Source organism: Tsukamurella sp. USMM236 (assembly GCF_037148755.1).
Taxonomy (GTDB): Bacteria; Actinomycetota; Actinomycetes; order Mycobacteriales; family Mycobacteriaceae; genus Tsukamurella.
In genome coordinates this window covers 328,393-342,918 of the sequence record NZ_JBBCSS010000003.1, presented here as the reverse complement: position 1 = coordinate 342,918, position 14,526 = coordinate 328,393, and the positions used below count along the sequence as shown (strand labels likewise).

At 72.6% G+C, this 14,526-nt stretch carries 13 protein-coding genes; 11 read left to right on the top strand and 2 right to left on the bottom strand.

Going from position 1 to position 14,526, the window contains the following annotated elements; all coding sequences use genetic code 11:
• Positions 1–101: 101 nt before the first annotated feature.
• From WFK95_RS12710 to WFK95_RS12675, 8 genes are all read left to right on the top strand, one after another.
• Complete coding sequence (locus WFK95_RS12710) at positions 102–4,010, top strand: Pls/PosA family non-ribosomal peptide synthetase (RefSeq protein ID WP_336670940.1); 3,909 nt, start codon at positions 102–104, stop codon at positions 4,008–4,010.
• A gap of 175 nt (positions 4,011–4,185) precedes the next feature.
• A complete protein-coding gene (locus WFK95_RS12705) occupies positions 4,186–5,169 on the top strand; it encodes a hypothetical protein (RefSeq protein ID WP_336670939.1) in 984 nt (327 codons plus the stop codon).
• The gene (locus tag WFK95_RS12700) at positions 5,166–5,570 is read left to right on the top strand and encodes a GntR family transcriptional regulator (RefSeq protein ID WP_224645311.1); all 405 of its coding nucleotides are present in this window, start codon (positions 5,166–5,168) and stop codon (positions 5,568–5,570) included. The genes WFK95_RS12705 and WFK95_RS12700 overlap by 4 nt, the downstream gene beginning before the upstream one ends.
• A 35-nt stretch (positions 5,571–5,605) precedes the next feature.
• Positions 5,606–6,082, top strand: a complete 477-nt coding sequence (locus tag WFK95_RS12695; RefSeq protein ID WP_224645312.1) for a GNAT family N-acetyltransferase — start codon at positions 5,606–5,608, stop codon at positions 6,080–6,082.
• Between the two features lie 37 nt (positions 6,083–6,119).
• Positions 6,120–7,484, top strand: a complete 1,365-nt coding sequence (locus WFK95_RS12690; RefSeq protein WP_336671060.1) for a M1 family metallopeptidase — start codon at positions 6,120–6,122, stop codon at positions 7,482–7,484.
• Between the two features lie 138 nt (positions 7,485–7,622).
• Positions 7,623–7,994: a YciI family protein gene (locus tag WFK95_RS12685; RefSeq protein ID WP_224645313.1), complete on the top strand. Its 372-nt coding sequence runs from the start codon at positions 7,623–7,625 to the stop codon at positions 7,992–7,994.
• Between the two features lie 48 nt (positions 7,995–8,042).
• Positions 8,043–9,317, top strand: coding sequence for an RNA polymerase sigma factor (locus tag WFK95_RS12680; RefSeq protein WP_336670938.1), 1,275 nt, complete (start codon positions 8,043–8,045; stop codon positions 9,315–9,317).
• 25 nt (positions 9,318–9,342) lie between these two features.
• Complete coding sequence (locus WFK95_RS12675; RefSeq protein ID WP_336670937.1) at positions 9,343–9,969, top strand: PaaI family thioesterase; 627 nt, start codon at positions 9,343–9,345, stop codon at positions 9,967–9,969.
• On the opposite strand, the gene WFK95_RS12670 is transcribed toward WFK95_RS12675, so the two are convergent.
• Both WFK95_RS12670 and rfbA read right to left on the bottom strand, forming a co-directional pair.
• The gene (locus tag WFK95_RS12670) at positions 9,970–10,539 is read right to left on the bottom strand and encodes a dTDP-4-dehydrorhamnose 3,5-epimerase family protein (RefSeq protein WP_336670936.1); all 570 of its coding nucleotides are present in this window, start codon (positions 10,537–10,539) and stop codon (positions 9,970–9,972) included. It abuts the gene before it with no gap.
• The gene (gene rfbA, locus WFK95_RS12665) at positions 10,536–11,405 is read right to left on the bottom strand and encodes a glucose-1-phosphate thymidylyltransferase RfbA (protein ID WP_336670935.1); all 870 of its coding nucleotides are present in this window, start codon (positions 11,403–11,405) and stop codon (positions 10,536–10,538) included. Before rfbA ends, WFK95_RS12670 begins: the two co-directional genes overlap by 4 nt.
• A gap of 119 nt (positions 11,406–11,524) precedes the next feature.
• Between rfbA and WFK95_RS12660 the strand changes: the two genes are divergently transcribed.
• The 3 genes from WFK95_RS12660 to WFK95_RS12650 are packed head-to-tail and all read left to right on the top strand — an operon-like array spanning position 11,525 to position 14,525.
• Entirely contained in the window at positions 11,525–12,535 is a 1,011-nt protein-coding gene (locus WFK95_RS12660; RefSeq protein ID WP_336670934.1) for an alpha/beta hydrolase family protein, read from the top strand.
• Complete coding sequence (locus tag WFK95_RS12655; RefSeq protein WP_336670933.1) at positions 12,532–13,701, top strand: saccharopine dehydrogenase family protein; 1,170 nt, start codon at positions 12,532–12,534, stop codon at positions 13,699–13,701. The genes WFK95_RS12660 and WFK95_RS12655 overlap by 4 nt, the downstream gene beginning before the upstream one ends.
• A complete protein-coding gene (locus tag WFK95_RS12650) occupies positions 13,686–14,525 on the top strand; it encodes a PaaX family transcriptional regulator C-terminal domain-containing protein (protein WP_224645320.1) in 840 nt (279 codons plus the stop codon). Before WFK95_RS12655 ends, WFK95_RS12650 begins: the two co-directional genes overlap by 16 nt.
• Position 14,526 lies beyond the last annotated feature (1 nt).

Below are 14,526 nucleotides of genomic sequence, written 5' to 3'. Positions count from 1 at the left end.
CGCCGGTCGATGCGGCGACATCCGCGTGACCTGACACAATCAACGCGAAGTTCTGTGTTCTCTGTCGTGCCCGTCTGCATAACCGGAGGAAGTCGGCCATCGTGGTCCCGAACGAGATCCCCCCGCAGTACCTGCTGTCCGCCCAAGCGCCCGAGCCGCGGACCCTGATCGACATCCTCCGGGCGACCGTCGACGCCTACCCCGAGGTGCCCGCCATCGACGACGGCGACGCGGTCCTCACCTACTCCGAGCTCTGGGAGGAGGTGCTCGAGGGCGCCGCCTTCCTCGGCCGCAGCGGCGTGCAGGCCGGCGACCGCGTCGGCATCCGGATGCCGTCCGGGCACCGCTCGCTCTACGTCGCGATCCTCTCCACGCTCGCCGCGGGCGCCGCGTACGTGCCCGTCGACGCCGACGACCCACAGGAGCGGGCCGACCTCGTCTTCGGCGAGGCGCACGCCGCCGCCATCTTCACCGGCGACGGGCTGTGGCGCGCACCGTCGACCAAGGAGCGGGCGGCCGCGATCGAAGCCGGCACCGTCGAACCCGGCAACCGCCTGCCCGTGCCCTACGACGACTCCTGGATCATCTTCACCTCCGGATCCACCGGCACCCCGAAGGGCGTGGCCGTCACGAACCGCAACTCCGCGGCCTTCGTCGACGCCGAGGCGCGCCTGTTCCTGCAGGACGAGCCGCTGCGCCCCGGGGACCGCGTCCTCGCCGGCCTGTCCGTCGCCTTCGACGCCTCCTGCGAGGAGATGTGGCTCGCCTGGCGCCACGGCGCCTGCCTCGTGCCCGCGCCGCGCTCGCTGGTGCGGTCCGGCATGGACCTCGGGCCCTGGCTCGTCTCGCGCGACATCTCCGTGGTGTCGACGGTGCCGACCCTGGCCGCCATGTGGCCGGCCGAGGCCCTCGAGGCCGTGCGCCTGCTGATCTTCGGCGGCGAGGCCTGCCCGCCCGAGCTGGCGCAGCGACTCGCCGTCGACGGCCGCGAGGTGTGGAACACTTACGGCCCCACCGAGGCCACCGTCGTCGCGTGCGCCGCGCCGCTCGACGGGCAGGGCCCCGTCCGGATCGGACTGCCGCTGGAGGGCTGGGACCTCGCGGTGGTCGACCCCGCCACGTCGCTGCCCGTGGCCGTCGGCGAGTCCGGCGAGCTGGTGATCGGCGGCGTGGGCCTGGCCCGCTACCTCGACCCGGCGAAGGACGCAGAGAAGTACGCGCCGATGGACACCCTCGGCTGGGAGCGTGCCTACCGCTCCGGCGACCTGGTGCGTCTGGAACCCGAGGGCCTGCTCTTCGAGGGCCGCGCCGACGACCAGGTCAAGGTCGGCGGACGCCGCATCGAGCTCGGCGAGGTCGACAACGCCCTGCAGAACCTCCCCGGCGTCTCCGGCGCGGCCGCGGCCGTGCGGAAGAACAAGGCTGGCACCTCGATGCTCGTCGGCTACCTCGCCTCCACCGACCCCGATTTCGACCTCAAGGCCGCCCGCGAGCTGCTCGCCGAGCAGCTGCCGGCCGCGCTGGTCCCGCGGCTCGCGCTCATGGACGAACTGCCCACCCGCACCTCGGGCAAGGTCGACCGCAACGCTCTGCCCTGGCCGCTGCCCGGTTCCGACGACACCGACACCGGCGATCTCGAGGGCACCGCGGCCTGGGTCGCCGAGCGCTGGTCCGGCATCCTCGGCGCGTCGATCACCAGCGAGGACGCCGACTTCTTCGCCGAGGGCGGCGGCTCGCTCAGCGCGGCCCAGCTGGTCACGGCGCTGCGCGAGCAGTACCCGTCGGTCACCGTCGCCGATCTCTACGACCACCCGCGCCTCGGATCGCTCGCGTCGTACCTCGATTCGCTACGGCCGGCCGAGGTCGCCGAGCCGCGCGACGTGCGGCCGACGCCGCGCTCGACGGGCGTCGCGCAGATCCTGCTGTCGGTGCCGCTCACCACTCTCACCGGCCTGCAGTGGCTGACGTGGATGGCGATCGCCAACAACGTCTTCGCCTGGGCCACCGGCTCGACGCTGCTGCCCACGCTGAACTGGTGGGTCGTCCTCGCGCTGTTCCTGGTGTTCATCACCCCGATCGGGCGCATGGCGCTCTCGGTGGTCGCGTGCCGCCTGCTGCTGGGCGGGCTGAAGCCCGGCGTCTACCGCCGCGGCGGCCCCGAGCACCTGCGGCTGTGGATCGCCGAGCGGTTCACCGCGGCGTCCGGCGCCGAGAACCTCTCCGGCGCACCGTGGATGATCTACTACGCCCGTGCTCTCGGCGCCACCATCGGCCGTGGTGTCGATCTGCACGCGCTGCCCCCGGTCACGGGCATGCTCGAGCTGGGCGACCACGCCTCCGTGGAGCCCGAGGTCGATCTAGCCGGCCACTACCTCGACGGCGACGAGCTGCACATCGGCGCGATCAGCATCGGCGAGGAGGCCTCGATCGGGGCGCGCTCCACGCTGCTGCCCGGCGCGAAGGTCGGCAAGCGCGCCGAGGTCGGCCCCGGCTCCGCCGTGTTCGGCAAGGTCAAGGCGAAGCAGCACTGGGCCGGCTCGCCCGCGGAGAAGATCGGCAAGGCCGAGCACCCGTGGCCCGCGGAGCATCCGCCGCGCAAGCCCTACTGGGTGTTCGTCTACGGCGTCAGCTCGGTGCTCCTGGCCGGCCTGCCGATGGTCGCGATCGGCGCGGGGCTCGCGCTCCTCGGGTGGATCGTGCGCGACGACTCGAACCTCAAGGAGGCGGCGCTGCACGCCCTTCCGGCGCTGCCCATCGCGGTGATCGTCTCGCTCACCGTGTACGCCCTGCTCACCCTGATCGCCGTCCGGCTGCTCGCGGTCGGCCTCAAGCCGGGCTACCACGCGGTGCGCAGCCGCGTCGGCTGGCAGGTCTGGGCGACCGAGCGGCTCATGGACGCCGCTCGCACCTTCCTCTTCCCGCTGTACGCCTCGCTGCTGACCCCCATCTGGTTCCGCATGCTGGGCACCAAGGTGGGCAAGGACGCCGAGATCTCCACCGCGATGGTGATCCCCAAGTTCACGACGATCGGCGAGGGTTCCTTCCTCGCCGACGACACCATGGTCGGCAGCTACGAGCTCGGCGGCGGCTGGATGCGCATCGACGAGGCGAAGATCGGCAAGCGCGCCTTCCTCGGCAACTCGGGGATGACGGGGCCGGGCCGCCGCGTCCCGAAGGACGGCCTCGTGGCCGTGCTGAGCGCGACCCCGTCGAAGGCGAAGAGCGGCAGCTCCTGGCTCGGCTCTCCCCCGGTCCGCCTGCGCCGCACCGCCGGCAACACGGACTCGACGTTCACCTACAACCCGTCGTTCGCGCTGCGCGTCGCGCGCGGCTCGGTCGAGACGGCGCGCCTACTGGCCGTTTTCGTCAGCTTCGGCCTGGGCCTGGCGACGCTCGTGTCGCTCAACTACTTCGTGATCAACGTGGGCTGGTGGCTCGCGGCGCTGCTGTCGGGCGTGACGCTGCTCGTCGCCGGCGCGATCGCGTGCTGCGTCGCCGCGGCCGCGAAGTGGTTGGTGGTCGGGCGGATCGGCCGCGAGGAGCACCCGCTGTGGTCCTCGTTCGTGTGGCGCAACGAGCTCTCCGACGCCTTCGTCGAGTGCGTCGCCGCGCCGTGGTTCGCGCACGCCGCCACCGGCACCCCGATCCTCAACCTGTGGCTGCGGATGCTGGGCGCGAAGATCGGCCGCGGCGTCTGGTGCGAGACCTACTGGCTGCCCGAGGCCGACCTCGTCACCCTCGGCGACGCCGCCACCGTCTCCCGCGGCTGCGTCGTGCAGACGCACCTCTTCCACGACCGGATCATGGCGATGGACACCGTGGTGCTCGGCAAGGGCGCCACGCTGGGCCCGCACTGCGTCGCGCTCCCCGCGTCATCCGTGGGCGACGGTGCCACCGTCGGCCCGGCGTCGCTCGTCATGCGCGGCGACTCGGTGCCCGCCAACACCAAGTGGCAGGGCAACCCCATCTCGCCGTGGGTCTTCAACGAGGGCAAGCGCAAGCGCGACTGACCCGACGGTCCGCCGACCCGCTGAGAACTCCGCTCGCCCCGCACGTCCGCGGGGCGGGCGGAGTTCTCTACTGTGGGCGGCCGCCGCTGCCGCGATCACGACTTGAACCAGTCGATTGACACAAGATCGAGAAGCGATCTAGTCTTGTGCCAGTCCACTGACACAAGGAGTTCGGATGCTGATTCTTCCGTTCATCGGCCTCACGGTCATCGCGACGATCGTGACCATCACCTACGTCATCACACGCACCCTGACACCGGACGACTCCGCGCCGGAGTCGGCGAGCTACCGCGCCTACCGGGCGACGATGCGCTCCCGGCTGAAGGTCGCCTTCCTCGTTCCCGTTGTGGCCGTTGTCGTGGCGACGATCTACGGGATCATCGCCCAGGCACTCGATCCGACCAACCCCTACCCCACCTACCGGCCCGTGAGCGTGGTCCTCGGTCTGCTCTGGTGGCCCGGCATCTTCCTGTTCCCGCTGTTGGCGATGCTGCTCACAGAGAAGACGACCCGCCCATCGGGCCCCCGCGTCGCGACGCTCGCGCCGCGCGGCGTCCGCGAGCTGTTCCCCCGCTGGCTCCTCGTCGCGTTCGGCTCCGCCTTCGCGACCGCCGCGCTCGCGCCGTTGATCCTGTTCTCCCCGCTCGGCGCCGATCGCGCCCTGGGCAGCGCGAGCAACCCTCCCACGCAGGAGTACTCGGTGGATCCGTCGGACATCTGGATCTCCTACGGCACTTTCCTCGTCGCGGCCGCCCTCGCCCTCTCGGTGATCCTCGCCGCCGCCCGTCGACCGGACATCGACCCGCTCACCGGTAGCGACAGCTGGGGGCGCAGCGGCACCTCGGTCCGTGCCCTGTGCCTGCTCTACATCCCGGCGGTCTTCGTGATCATCGACGCCCTCGAGATTCCCCGCAACGCGGCGATGGCCTATGTCGATCACGTGCGCGCCGGCGGCGAGGCGGTCGACGGATGGCCCGCGTGGTTGAACTCGACGACCGTCCCGTACGTCACCGACGGCATCAGCGCCCTGCTGATGCTCGGCATCGTCGTCGCGCTGGTGATCTTCGCCCGTCCGCCGGTGCCGCGCGCCCTCGCCACGGCCGCGGCCCCGGTCGCCGCCCCGCAGAACGACTCCGGCGACGAGGCCACCGCACTGTGACGGCACCCCGCATCGGCGTCGACGAGTCGGACCCCACCCCGGCGTTCGAGCAGATCCGGCGGCAGATCACCGGGCACATCGCCGCGGGCGCGCTGCCGGTCGGGGCGAAGCTACCGCCGCTGCGCCAGCTGGCGCGGGACCTGGGCATCGCGGTCGGCACCGCAGCGCACGCGTACCGGGAACTCGAGGCGACCGGCCTCATCGAGAGCCGCCGGGGCGGCGGCACCCGCGTGATCGCGCTGCCCTCGCCCGACGAGGCGCCCGCCTACGACGCCGAGGCCCTCCGTGCGGCCGCGGCGCGCTACGCGGACGCTGCCCGCCGGATCGACGCCCCGCCGCAGGCCGCCCTCGACGCCGTCATCGCCGCGTTCCGGGCCGGGAACGACAGCGCCGCCCACTAGGGTTGGCACCGACACCCCCGACGAAAGGTCCCCCCGTGAGCGACGGGCTCGAGATCACCCCGTTCCAGCCGAGCGACGTGGCGGAACTGCTCGTCCTGCAGCGCTGCTGCTGGGTGCAGGAGGCGATCGCGAACGACAGCCTCGAGATCCCGCCGCTGACCGAGACCCACGACGACATCCTGCAGTGGACCTCCCAGTGGGCCACCTTCGTGATGCGGCTCGACGGCCGGCTCATCGGCGCGGTCCGCGGCCGGGCGGAGCCGAACCACCGCTGGCACATCGGGCGCATCATGGTGGCGCCGGACCTGGCGGGCCGCGGCCTCGGCACCGAGCTCATCGCCCTCATGGAGTCCCTCGCCCCGCAGGGCACCGAGGAGTTCATCATGTTCACCGGCGCGGGGAGCGCGCGCAACATCCGGACGTACGAGCGAGCGGGCTACGTCGTCTCCGATCCCGAACCCGCGCCGCACGGCGGCGTCGCGACGGTGACGCTGCGCAAACCGGTAAGGTGATCACCCGACCCCCGAGCGAGAAGGAAGTGGATCCGTGGTGCGCAAGTCGGCCAGGCCGAAGCTCGTCGCAGCACCGAATCCGCAGCACGCGCGCGCGGTGGATCCGTACATCCCCGGCCACGGCAATCCCGGCTACCGGGTCTCGCGGTACGACCTCGAGCTGACGTACAAGGTCGAGAGCAACCGCCTCGAGGGCAAGGCGGAGATCACCGCGACGACGAACGAGCCGCTCAAGCGGTTGGCGATCGATCTCTCCGACGCGCTGACCGCCTCCAAGATCGCGATCAACGGCCGCCGTCCGCAGCGGTACTCGCAGCGGGGCGGCAAGCTGGAGCTCACCCTCGCGAACGAGGTCCCCGCCGGCGCGGCGATGACGATCTCCATCCGGTACGCGGGCACGCCGAAGCCGATCCGCTCGACGTGGGGCGAGGTCGGCTGGGAGGAGCTGTCCGAGGGCGTCATCGTCGCCTCGCAGCCGAGCGGCGCACCGTCGTGGTTCCCCTGCGACGACCATCCCGCCTCCAAGGCCTCCTACCGCATCGCCATCACCACCGATTCGCCGTACCGCGTCGTCTCCAACGGCCGGCTCGTCTCCCGCAAGGTCTCGGCCGCGCACACCACCTGGGTCTACGAGCAGGCCGCGCCGATGGCCTCGTACCTCGCGACCATCCAGATCGGCAGCTACGACCTGCTCAAGGTCGCCGAGAAGCCGGTGCCGATCCGGGCCGCCGTCCCGGCCCGGCTGACCTCGGACTTCCAACGCAGCTTCGGGAACCAGGAGCGCATCATGCGCGCCTTCACCCGCTGGTTCGGCCCGTACCCGTTCCCCGAGTACACCGTCGTCGTCACCGACGACACGCTGGAGATCCCCGTCGAGGCCCAGACCGTCTCGATCTTCGGGGCCAACCACTGCGACGGGACGCGGCACGCCGAGCGGCTCGTCGCCCACGAGCTGGCGCACCAGTGGTTCGGCAACTCGCTGACGCTGACCCGCTGGAAGGACATCTGGCTGCACGAGGGCTTCGCCTGCTACTCCGAGTGGCTGTGGGCGCAGGAGTGCGGCGAGGCGACCACCCAGCAGATGGCGGCGCGCTACTACGCGAAGCTCGCGGGCTCTCGGACCGACATCGTCGTCGGCGACCCGGGCCCGGACCTGATGTTCGACGACCGCGTCTACAAGCGCGGCGCGCTGACGGTGCACGCGCTGCGGGTCGCGCTCGGCGACCCGGCGTTCTTCTCGGTCCTCCACGAGTGGACCTCCGAGTACGCGCACCAGTCGGTCACGACCGAGGACTTCGTCTCGCTGGTCGCGAAGCACAGCCCGGAGCCGCTGCGCGACCTGTGGCGCACGTGGTTGTACGAGACGGCGCTGCCGCCGCTCCCCGTGCTCACCGCGCTCTGACCCGATCCCGCCCGCCCGGCCGCGAGGCGGCGGAAACTTTTCTGTGGGGCCGATGTCGAAACGGGGTCGTCCCGTTCGACGCCTGTACGAGACACGCTCACCACCACAGAAGAAGGACTGATCGATATGCCTCGTTTCATGGGACTTGTACGAATGGAAGAGGGCGGCGACTTCGGTGCCCCGCCGCAGGCGCTCTTCGACGCGATGGACGTGCTCATCGCCGAGCAGACGGCCAAGGGCCAGTTCCTCGACGGAGGCGGACTCTTCGGCACCGAGGACGCGGTGAACTTCGTCGTCCGCCAGGGCGAGGTCACCCGATTCGACGGGCCGTACGCCGAGGCCAAGGAGGTCGTCGGCGGCTGGGCACTGATGCAGTTCGACACCCTCGAGGAGGCCATCGAGGGCCAGAAGGCGTTCGCGGATCTGCACGCCGAGCACTGGCCCGAGATCTCCATGGTCGCCACGCTCCGCCAGGTCGCCGACGAGCCGCCCGCGGCCGCGGAGGACTGACCCGCGGAGGACTGACGCGCCGGCGGTGGTCCCGCCTACGCTGGTCGAGTGCCAGCCGGGACCACCGCCGAAGCGATCACCGCCACCTGGCGGGCCGAATCCACGCGCCTCGTCGGCGCGCTCACCCGCATGACCCGCAGCATCCAGCTCGCGGAGGACCTCGCGCAGGACGCGTTGGTCGCCGCGCTGGAGCAGTGGCCCGAGACGGGTGTCCCCAAGAACCCCGCCGCGTGGCTCATGACCACCGCGAAGCGCCGCGGCGTCGACTCGATCCGCCGTGCCGAGAACCTGCGCCGCAAGACCGAGGAGATCGGTCGCGGCCTGCGGGAGGACGACGGTATGCCCGACCTCGACGCGCAGGTCGACTTCATCGAGGACGACGCACTGCGCCTGATCTTCCTGTCCTGCCACCCGGCGCTCACCCCCGAATCGCGGGCGGCGCTGACCCTTCGGGTCGTCGGCGGGCTCACCACCGGCGAGATCGCACGCGGCTTCCTGGTACCGGAAAAGACCATGGGGCAGCGCATCTCCCGCGCGAAGAAGACGCTCACCACCGCCCGCGCGGAGTTCGAACTACCCGTCGGCGAGGAGCGCACCCGCCGCCTCGACGACGTCATGGCCGTGATCTACCTGATCTTCACCGAGGGCTACTCCGCCGCCGCGGGCGACGACTGGATGCGCCCCGACCTCGCCCGCGAGGGCATCCGGCTGGCCCGCATGCTCGCCGAACTCGCGCCCGACGAGCCCGAGGCGCACGGCCTGCAGGCGCTCGTCGAGCTGCAGGGCTCCCGCATCGACGCCCGCACCGACGCCGACGGTGCCCCGGTCCTCCTGGACGACCAGGACCGGGAGCGCTGGGACCGGCTCCTGATCCGACGGGGCCTGACCGCCCTGCGCCGGGCCGAGGAACTCGCCGCCCGCGGGATCCCGGTGGGCCGCTACTACCTGCAGGCCGCGATCGCCGCTCAGCACGCCCGCGCAGCGACGCCCGCCGACACGGACTGGACGCGGATCGCCCGCCTGTACGACGCGCTCGCGCAGGCCGCCCCGGGACCGGTGGTGGAGGTCAATCGGGCTGTGGCGCACGGCCGGGCGTTCGGCGCCGAGTCGGGCCTGACGGTGCTCGACGCCGTCGATCCGGCCGCCCTCGGCGACGCGCCGCTCGTGCCGAGCGTCCGGGGCGACCTGCTGGAGCGCGCCGGACGGCACGCGGAGGCGGCGGCGCACTTCGACGAGGCCGCGCGCCGCACCCGCAACGCCGGCGAGCGCGCCCTCCTCGACCGTCGCGCCCACGAGAACCGATCGTTCGACCAGTCCACGTAGATATATTTTGTTGTAGCGTGGTCGCATGAGCGACACCGAAGGCATCGTCGACCGGCGCGCCGAATTCCCCAAGTTCACGCCGGTCACCCCGCCGCCGTCGTACGGCGCCTTCGTCGAGGCGATGCGCGACCTGATGGACCTCGCGGTCGCCTCCGACGCCGACGACGCCGCCTACGCGCTGGCCGCGGAGCAGATCCGGCGGGCGAGCGCGACGCTCGCGCCCCACCGCGAGGCCACCGAAGCGGCGGGCCCCGCGAGCCGGGTGCCGGAGCTGCCGGGCCGCGGGAACCCGATGCAGATCCCCTGGCGGATGGAGCGTTTCGACGGCGACGGGATCCGATCGATCGTGCGCTTCCGGCGGGCCCACCTCGGCGGGCATTCCGCCGCGCACGGCGGCATGATCGCCCAGCTCTTCGACGAGCACCTCGGCTGGATCGTCTACAGCGGCGGGCATCCCATCGCGCGCACCGCCTATCTCAAGGTCGACTACCGCAAGGTGACACCGCTCGACACCGACCTCGTGCTCGACGGCTGGATCGACCGCGTCGAGGGGCGCAAGATCCACGTGACCGCCCGGCTCACCGAGACCGACGGGACGGCGCTGGCCGACTGCGAAGCGCTCATAGTCGCGCTCCTGCCGCACAACGCCTGATCAGCCCCGCCAGCGCGGCAGCGCGCCCGCGGCGAGCGCCTCCGCCAACGACGGTGCCGCGGTGTCCTTCTCGGAGAGGGTCGGCGGGACGTCGTCCGGCCAGGCGATCGCGAGCTCCCGGTCCAGGGGGTCCACACCGTGCTCGGCGGACGGGTTGAACTCGGACGAGACGTGATATGCGACCACCGCGCCGTCCGTCAGGGCGCAGAATCCGTGCCCCAGCCCCTCCGCGAGGTACACCGTGCGGTGCCCCTCGGCGTCGAGGCGCACGGTCTCGACCGCGCCGAAGGTGGGCGAGCCGACCCGCAGGTCCACGATCACGTCGAGGATCGCGCCGTGCAGGCACGCCACCAGCTTCGCCTGCCCCGGAGGGACATCCGCGTAGTGGATGCCGCGCACGGCGCCCACCCGGTTCACCGAGACGTTCGTCTGCGCCACGACGAGCTCGTGCCCCGTGGCCTCACGGAACGCGGACGCCTTGAACAGTTCGAAGAACTCGCCGCGCGTATCCGGCCGGACGATCGGGTCCAGGACGAAGGCGCCGGCGATGGGCAGCGGCGCGACGTTCATCGGCCCTCCTCGAGCAGTCCGTGCAGGTAGGTGCCGTAGCCCGACTTGACGAGGCGATCCGCATGGTCGCGCAGCTGCGCGTCGTCGATGAAGCCGCTGCGCCACGCCACCTCCTCGGGGGCGCCGATCTTGGTGCCCTGCCGCTGTTCCACGGCGCGCACGTAGCCGGTGGCGTCGGCGAGGGCGTCGAAGGTCCCGGTATCGAGCCAGGCGGTGCCGCGCGGCAGCACCTCGACCGTCAGCCGACCCTCGTCCAGGTAGTGCCGGTTGACGTCGGTGATCTCGAGTTCGCCACGCGGCGAGGGCTTCAGGTTCCGCGCGGCCTCGACCACCGACGGGTCGTAGAAGTACAGGCCGGGAACCGCGTACGGGGACCGGGGGTGCTCCGGCTTCTCCTCGAAGCCCACGGCGCGCCCGGCACCGTCGAACTCGATGACGCCGTAGGCGCGGGGGTCGGCGACCCGGTACGCGAAGACCGCGCCGCCGTCGATCCCGTCGAACCGGCGCAGCTGGGTGCCGAGCCCCGGGCCGTAGAAGATGTTGTCGCCCAGGATCAGCGAGACCGTCTGGTCGCCGATGAAGTCGGCGCCGAGCACGAAGGCCTGCGCCAGCCCCTCGGGGCGCGGCTGCACCACGTACTCGATCCGGATCCCGAACTGCGAACCGTCGCCGAGGAGCCGCCGGAACTGGTCGGCGTCGCCCGGCGTGGTCACGACCAGCACCTCGCGGATGCCCGCGAGCATCAGGGTCGAGAGCGGGTAGTAGATCATCGGCTTGTCGTAGACGGGGAGCAGCTGCTTGCTGACGCCGACGGTGATCGGGTGGAGCCTGCTGCCCGTGCCGCCGGCCAGGATGATCCCTCGCATGCTGCGACTCTATCGGATCACATAACTATCTTTTCAATACCGGTCGTCATTGCTACGATAGTTTCATAAGCAAGAAAACCTGGGCCCTCGCGGCCGTCGCACTCGTCGCCGCCCTCGTGGTGCCCCTGGGCATCCGGATCGCGGTGGCGAACACCTTCGCCGTCGACGAGCACGCGGTGAGCATCCCCGTCACAGACGCGGTCGCGGCGGGTGGAACCGTTCCCGACGCGCACACCGGCGGCCGTCTCGACGGCGTGCTCACCACCCCGAAGGGGAGTTCGGGCCGCCACGGCCTCGTCGTCTTCGTGCACGGCGACGGTCCGGCGAACGCCTCCCGGGACGACGCCTACCGCCCGATCTGGGAGGCCTTCGCCCGCGCCGGCTACGCCACTCTGTCGTGGAACAAGGCCGGCGTCGGCGGCGCGCCGGGCAACTGGCTCGACCAGTCGCTCGCCGACCGCGGCGCCGAGGTCGCCGCGGCCCTCGACTGGGCCCGCACCCGGCCCGAGATCGACACCGCCCGCATGGGCGCATGGGGCGTCAGCCAGGGCGGCTGGGTGCTGCCGCCCCTGGCGGCGCGCCGCCCGGACCTGCGCTTCCTCGTCCTCGTCGGCGCGGCGATCAACTGGCTCCGCCAGGGCGAGTACAACCTCCGGTCGGACCTGCGCGACGCCTCCGACGAGGAGAAGCAGCGCGCCTTCGCCCGCCGCACCGCGAACATCGCGCTGCTCGAGCGCGGCGCCACCTACCAGGAGTACCTCGCGGCGAAGGTGGACGAGAAGCCGATGACCGAGGAGCGCTACGACTTCGTCCTGCGCAACTTCCGCGCCGACGTCACGCCCGACCTGGGACGCATCGCCGTGCCCACCCTGCTGCTCCTCGGCACCGCGGACCGCAACATGGACACCACCGAGACCGCACGCGTCTACGCCGCGCGGATGCGCCCCGGCCTGCTCACCGAGCACACGTTTCCGGGTGCCACGCACAGCCTGACCCGCGACGACATCGAGTACCGCCCGGACGACCCCCGGGTCATCGCCCGGGCGGTCCTCGCGCCGCGCGACATCTACGCGCCCGGATACCTCGACGCGCTCACCGACTTCGCGTCCCGGCAGCCGGCCGCGCGATGAGGGTCGCCGTCCTGGGCGCGGGCGCGATGGGGGCCCGCGCCGCCCGGACCTTGGCCGGCCTGCCCGGCGTGGAGGCGCTCGTGGTGGGCGACCTCGACGGGGACGTCGCCGCGCGGGTGGCGGCGGGGCTCCCCCGCGCAACGGCCCGGCGGATCGACGTCACCGACGGGCCGGCCCTGCGCGGCGCGCTCGCGGGCGTCGACACCGTGCTCACCACCGTCGGGCCCTTCTACCGGTTCGGCGCCGGCGTCCTTCGCGCCGCGATCGAGACCGGGACGGACTACGTCGACATCTGCGACGACTGGGAGCCCACGCTGCATCTGCTTGAGCTCGACGGTGCCGCCCGCGCGGCCGGGGTCTGCGCCGTGGTCGGCGCGGGCGCCAGCCCGGGCCTGAGCACCCTGCTGGCGGGCGCCGCCGCCGGCCGCCTGGACCGGGTGCGCGACCTCTACACCGCCTGGCCCGTGGACGCTGTCGGACGGCCCTCCCCCGGCGACGCCCCGGCCGAGTCCATGGCCGGCGCCGCGGGCGTGCACTGGATGCACCAGTGCAGCGGCGAGGTCGCCGAACTCTCCGGGGGCACCGTCGTCCGCCGGGCCCCGCTGCGGCCCGTCGCCCTGCGGCTCCCCGGCGGGCGGCGCGGCACCGGCTGGACCGTCGGGCATCCCGAGCCCGTCACGCTGCACCGGACGGCGGCACCGTCGGGCGAGTCGGCCTGCCTCATGCTGCTCCGGCCCGCGACGGCCGCCTACCTCGACGTGCTCCGCCGCGACATCGACGCCGGGCGGCTCTCGCCCGACGATGCCGCGAGCGTGCTGGAACCACCGTCCCGATCTCGCGTGCTCCGCTCGCTCCCCGGCGCGTTCACCCGCCCCGGCCCCGGCGACCTGCCGGCCTTCTTCGCCGCCGCGGACGGCACCGTCGACGGGCGCCCCGTCCGGATCTGCGCGCGCCTCGAGACCGACGGTGCGCTGCTGCACGACATGGCCGCCGTCACCGGGGTCCCGGCGGCGCTGGCGACGGCGCAGCTGCCCGGCGTGCGCCGCCCCGGGGTGCACCCGCCCGACGCCGTACTCGACGGTCCGCGGCTGTTCGCCGACCTCGCGGTAGCGTTTCCGGGCACGCGCGTGATCATCGAGGAGGAGGCCGGATGGCTGACGGACTGATCTCGACGCGCGCGCTCATCGAGGCGATGCTCCGCGAGGACGCGACGATCGACGCGGGCGAGCTGTACGCGGTCGCCGACGCGCTCGGGATGGGCGATCAACAGGTGCGCCTCGCGATCAAGCGGCTCGTGGCGGAGGGCCGGTTCACCGTCGCCGGGCGGGGCCGCGGTGCCGTCCTCACCGCGACCGACGCCACCCGGGCCGGCATCGAGCCCGACCGCGAGCACGTCCGGCTGATGTACGCGCAGGACCGCGGGGAGGCGCCGTGGGACGGCGTCTGGCACCTGGCCGGCTTCGCCGTGCCCGAGGCGGAACGGGAGGCACGCGGCGCGCTCCGCGACGCCATCGTCGCCCTCGGCGGCGCGCCCGTGCAGGGCGGGCTGTACGCCTCCGCCCACGCCTGGGAGGAAGCGCTGCGGGAGACCGCCCGCGAAGCCGGCGCCGCGACCTACCTCACCACCCTGAGCAGCACCGACCTCGACGTGGGTGGCGCGCGCGGCGCCGCCGCCGCGGCCCGCCTGTGGCCCCTCGACGAGCTGGCCGACGGACACCGTCGGCTCGCGGACCGGGCGACCGAGGCCCTCGACCGGACCCGCGACGCGACGCACGCCGAGCGGCTCGCGCTGACGGTCGGCCTCGTCGCCGAATTCACCCGCGCGCACGAGCCCGATCCCCTGCTGCCGCCGGAGCTGCTGCCGCCGAACTGGATCGGGGCGCGGGCCCGCGACAGCGCCGCGCGCGCGTGGGCGGCGCTCGCGGCCGCGGAGGCCGATTCGTCCCTGCGACTCCTCCGCTGGTTCGACGCGCCCTTGCAACCCCACTAAC

What these genes read in the sequence shown, in the direction of transcription:
- WFK95_RS12705 (WP_336670939.1), top strand. Translation starts at nt 4,186, where the DNA reads ATGCTGATTCTTCCGTTCATCGGCCTCACGGTCATCGCGACGATCGTG.
- WFK95_RS12685 (WP_224645313.1), top strand. Translation starts at nt 7,623, where the DNA reads ATGGGACTTGTACGAATGGAAGAGGGCGGCGACTTCGGTGCCCCGCCG.
- WFK95_RS12675 (WP_336670937.1), top strand. Translation starts at nt 9,343, where the DNA reads ATGAGCGACACCGAAGGCATCGTCGACCGGCGCGCCGAATTCCCCAAG.
- WFK95_RS12670 (WP_336670936.1), bottom strand. Translation starts at nt 10,539, where the DNA reads ATGAACGTCGCGCCGCTGCCCATCGCCGGCGCCTTCGTCCTGGACCCG.
- rfbA (WP_336670935.1), bottom strand. Translation starts at nt 11,405, where the DNA reads ATGCGAGGGATCATCCTGGCCGGCGGCACGGGCAGCAGGCTCCACCCG.
- WFK95_RS12655 (WP_336670933.1), top strand. Translation starts at nt 12,532, where the DNA reads ATGAGGGTCGCCGTCCTGGGCGCGGGCGCGATGGGGGCCCGCGCCGCC.
- WFK95_RS12650 (WP_224645320.1), top strand. Translation starts at nt 13,686, where the DNA reads ATGGCTGACGGACTGATCTCGACGCGCGCGCTCATCGAGGCGATGCTC.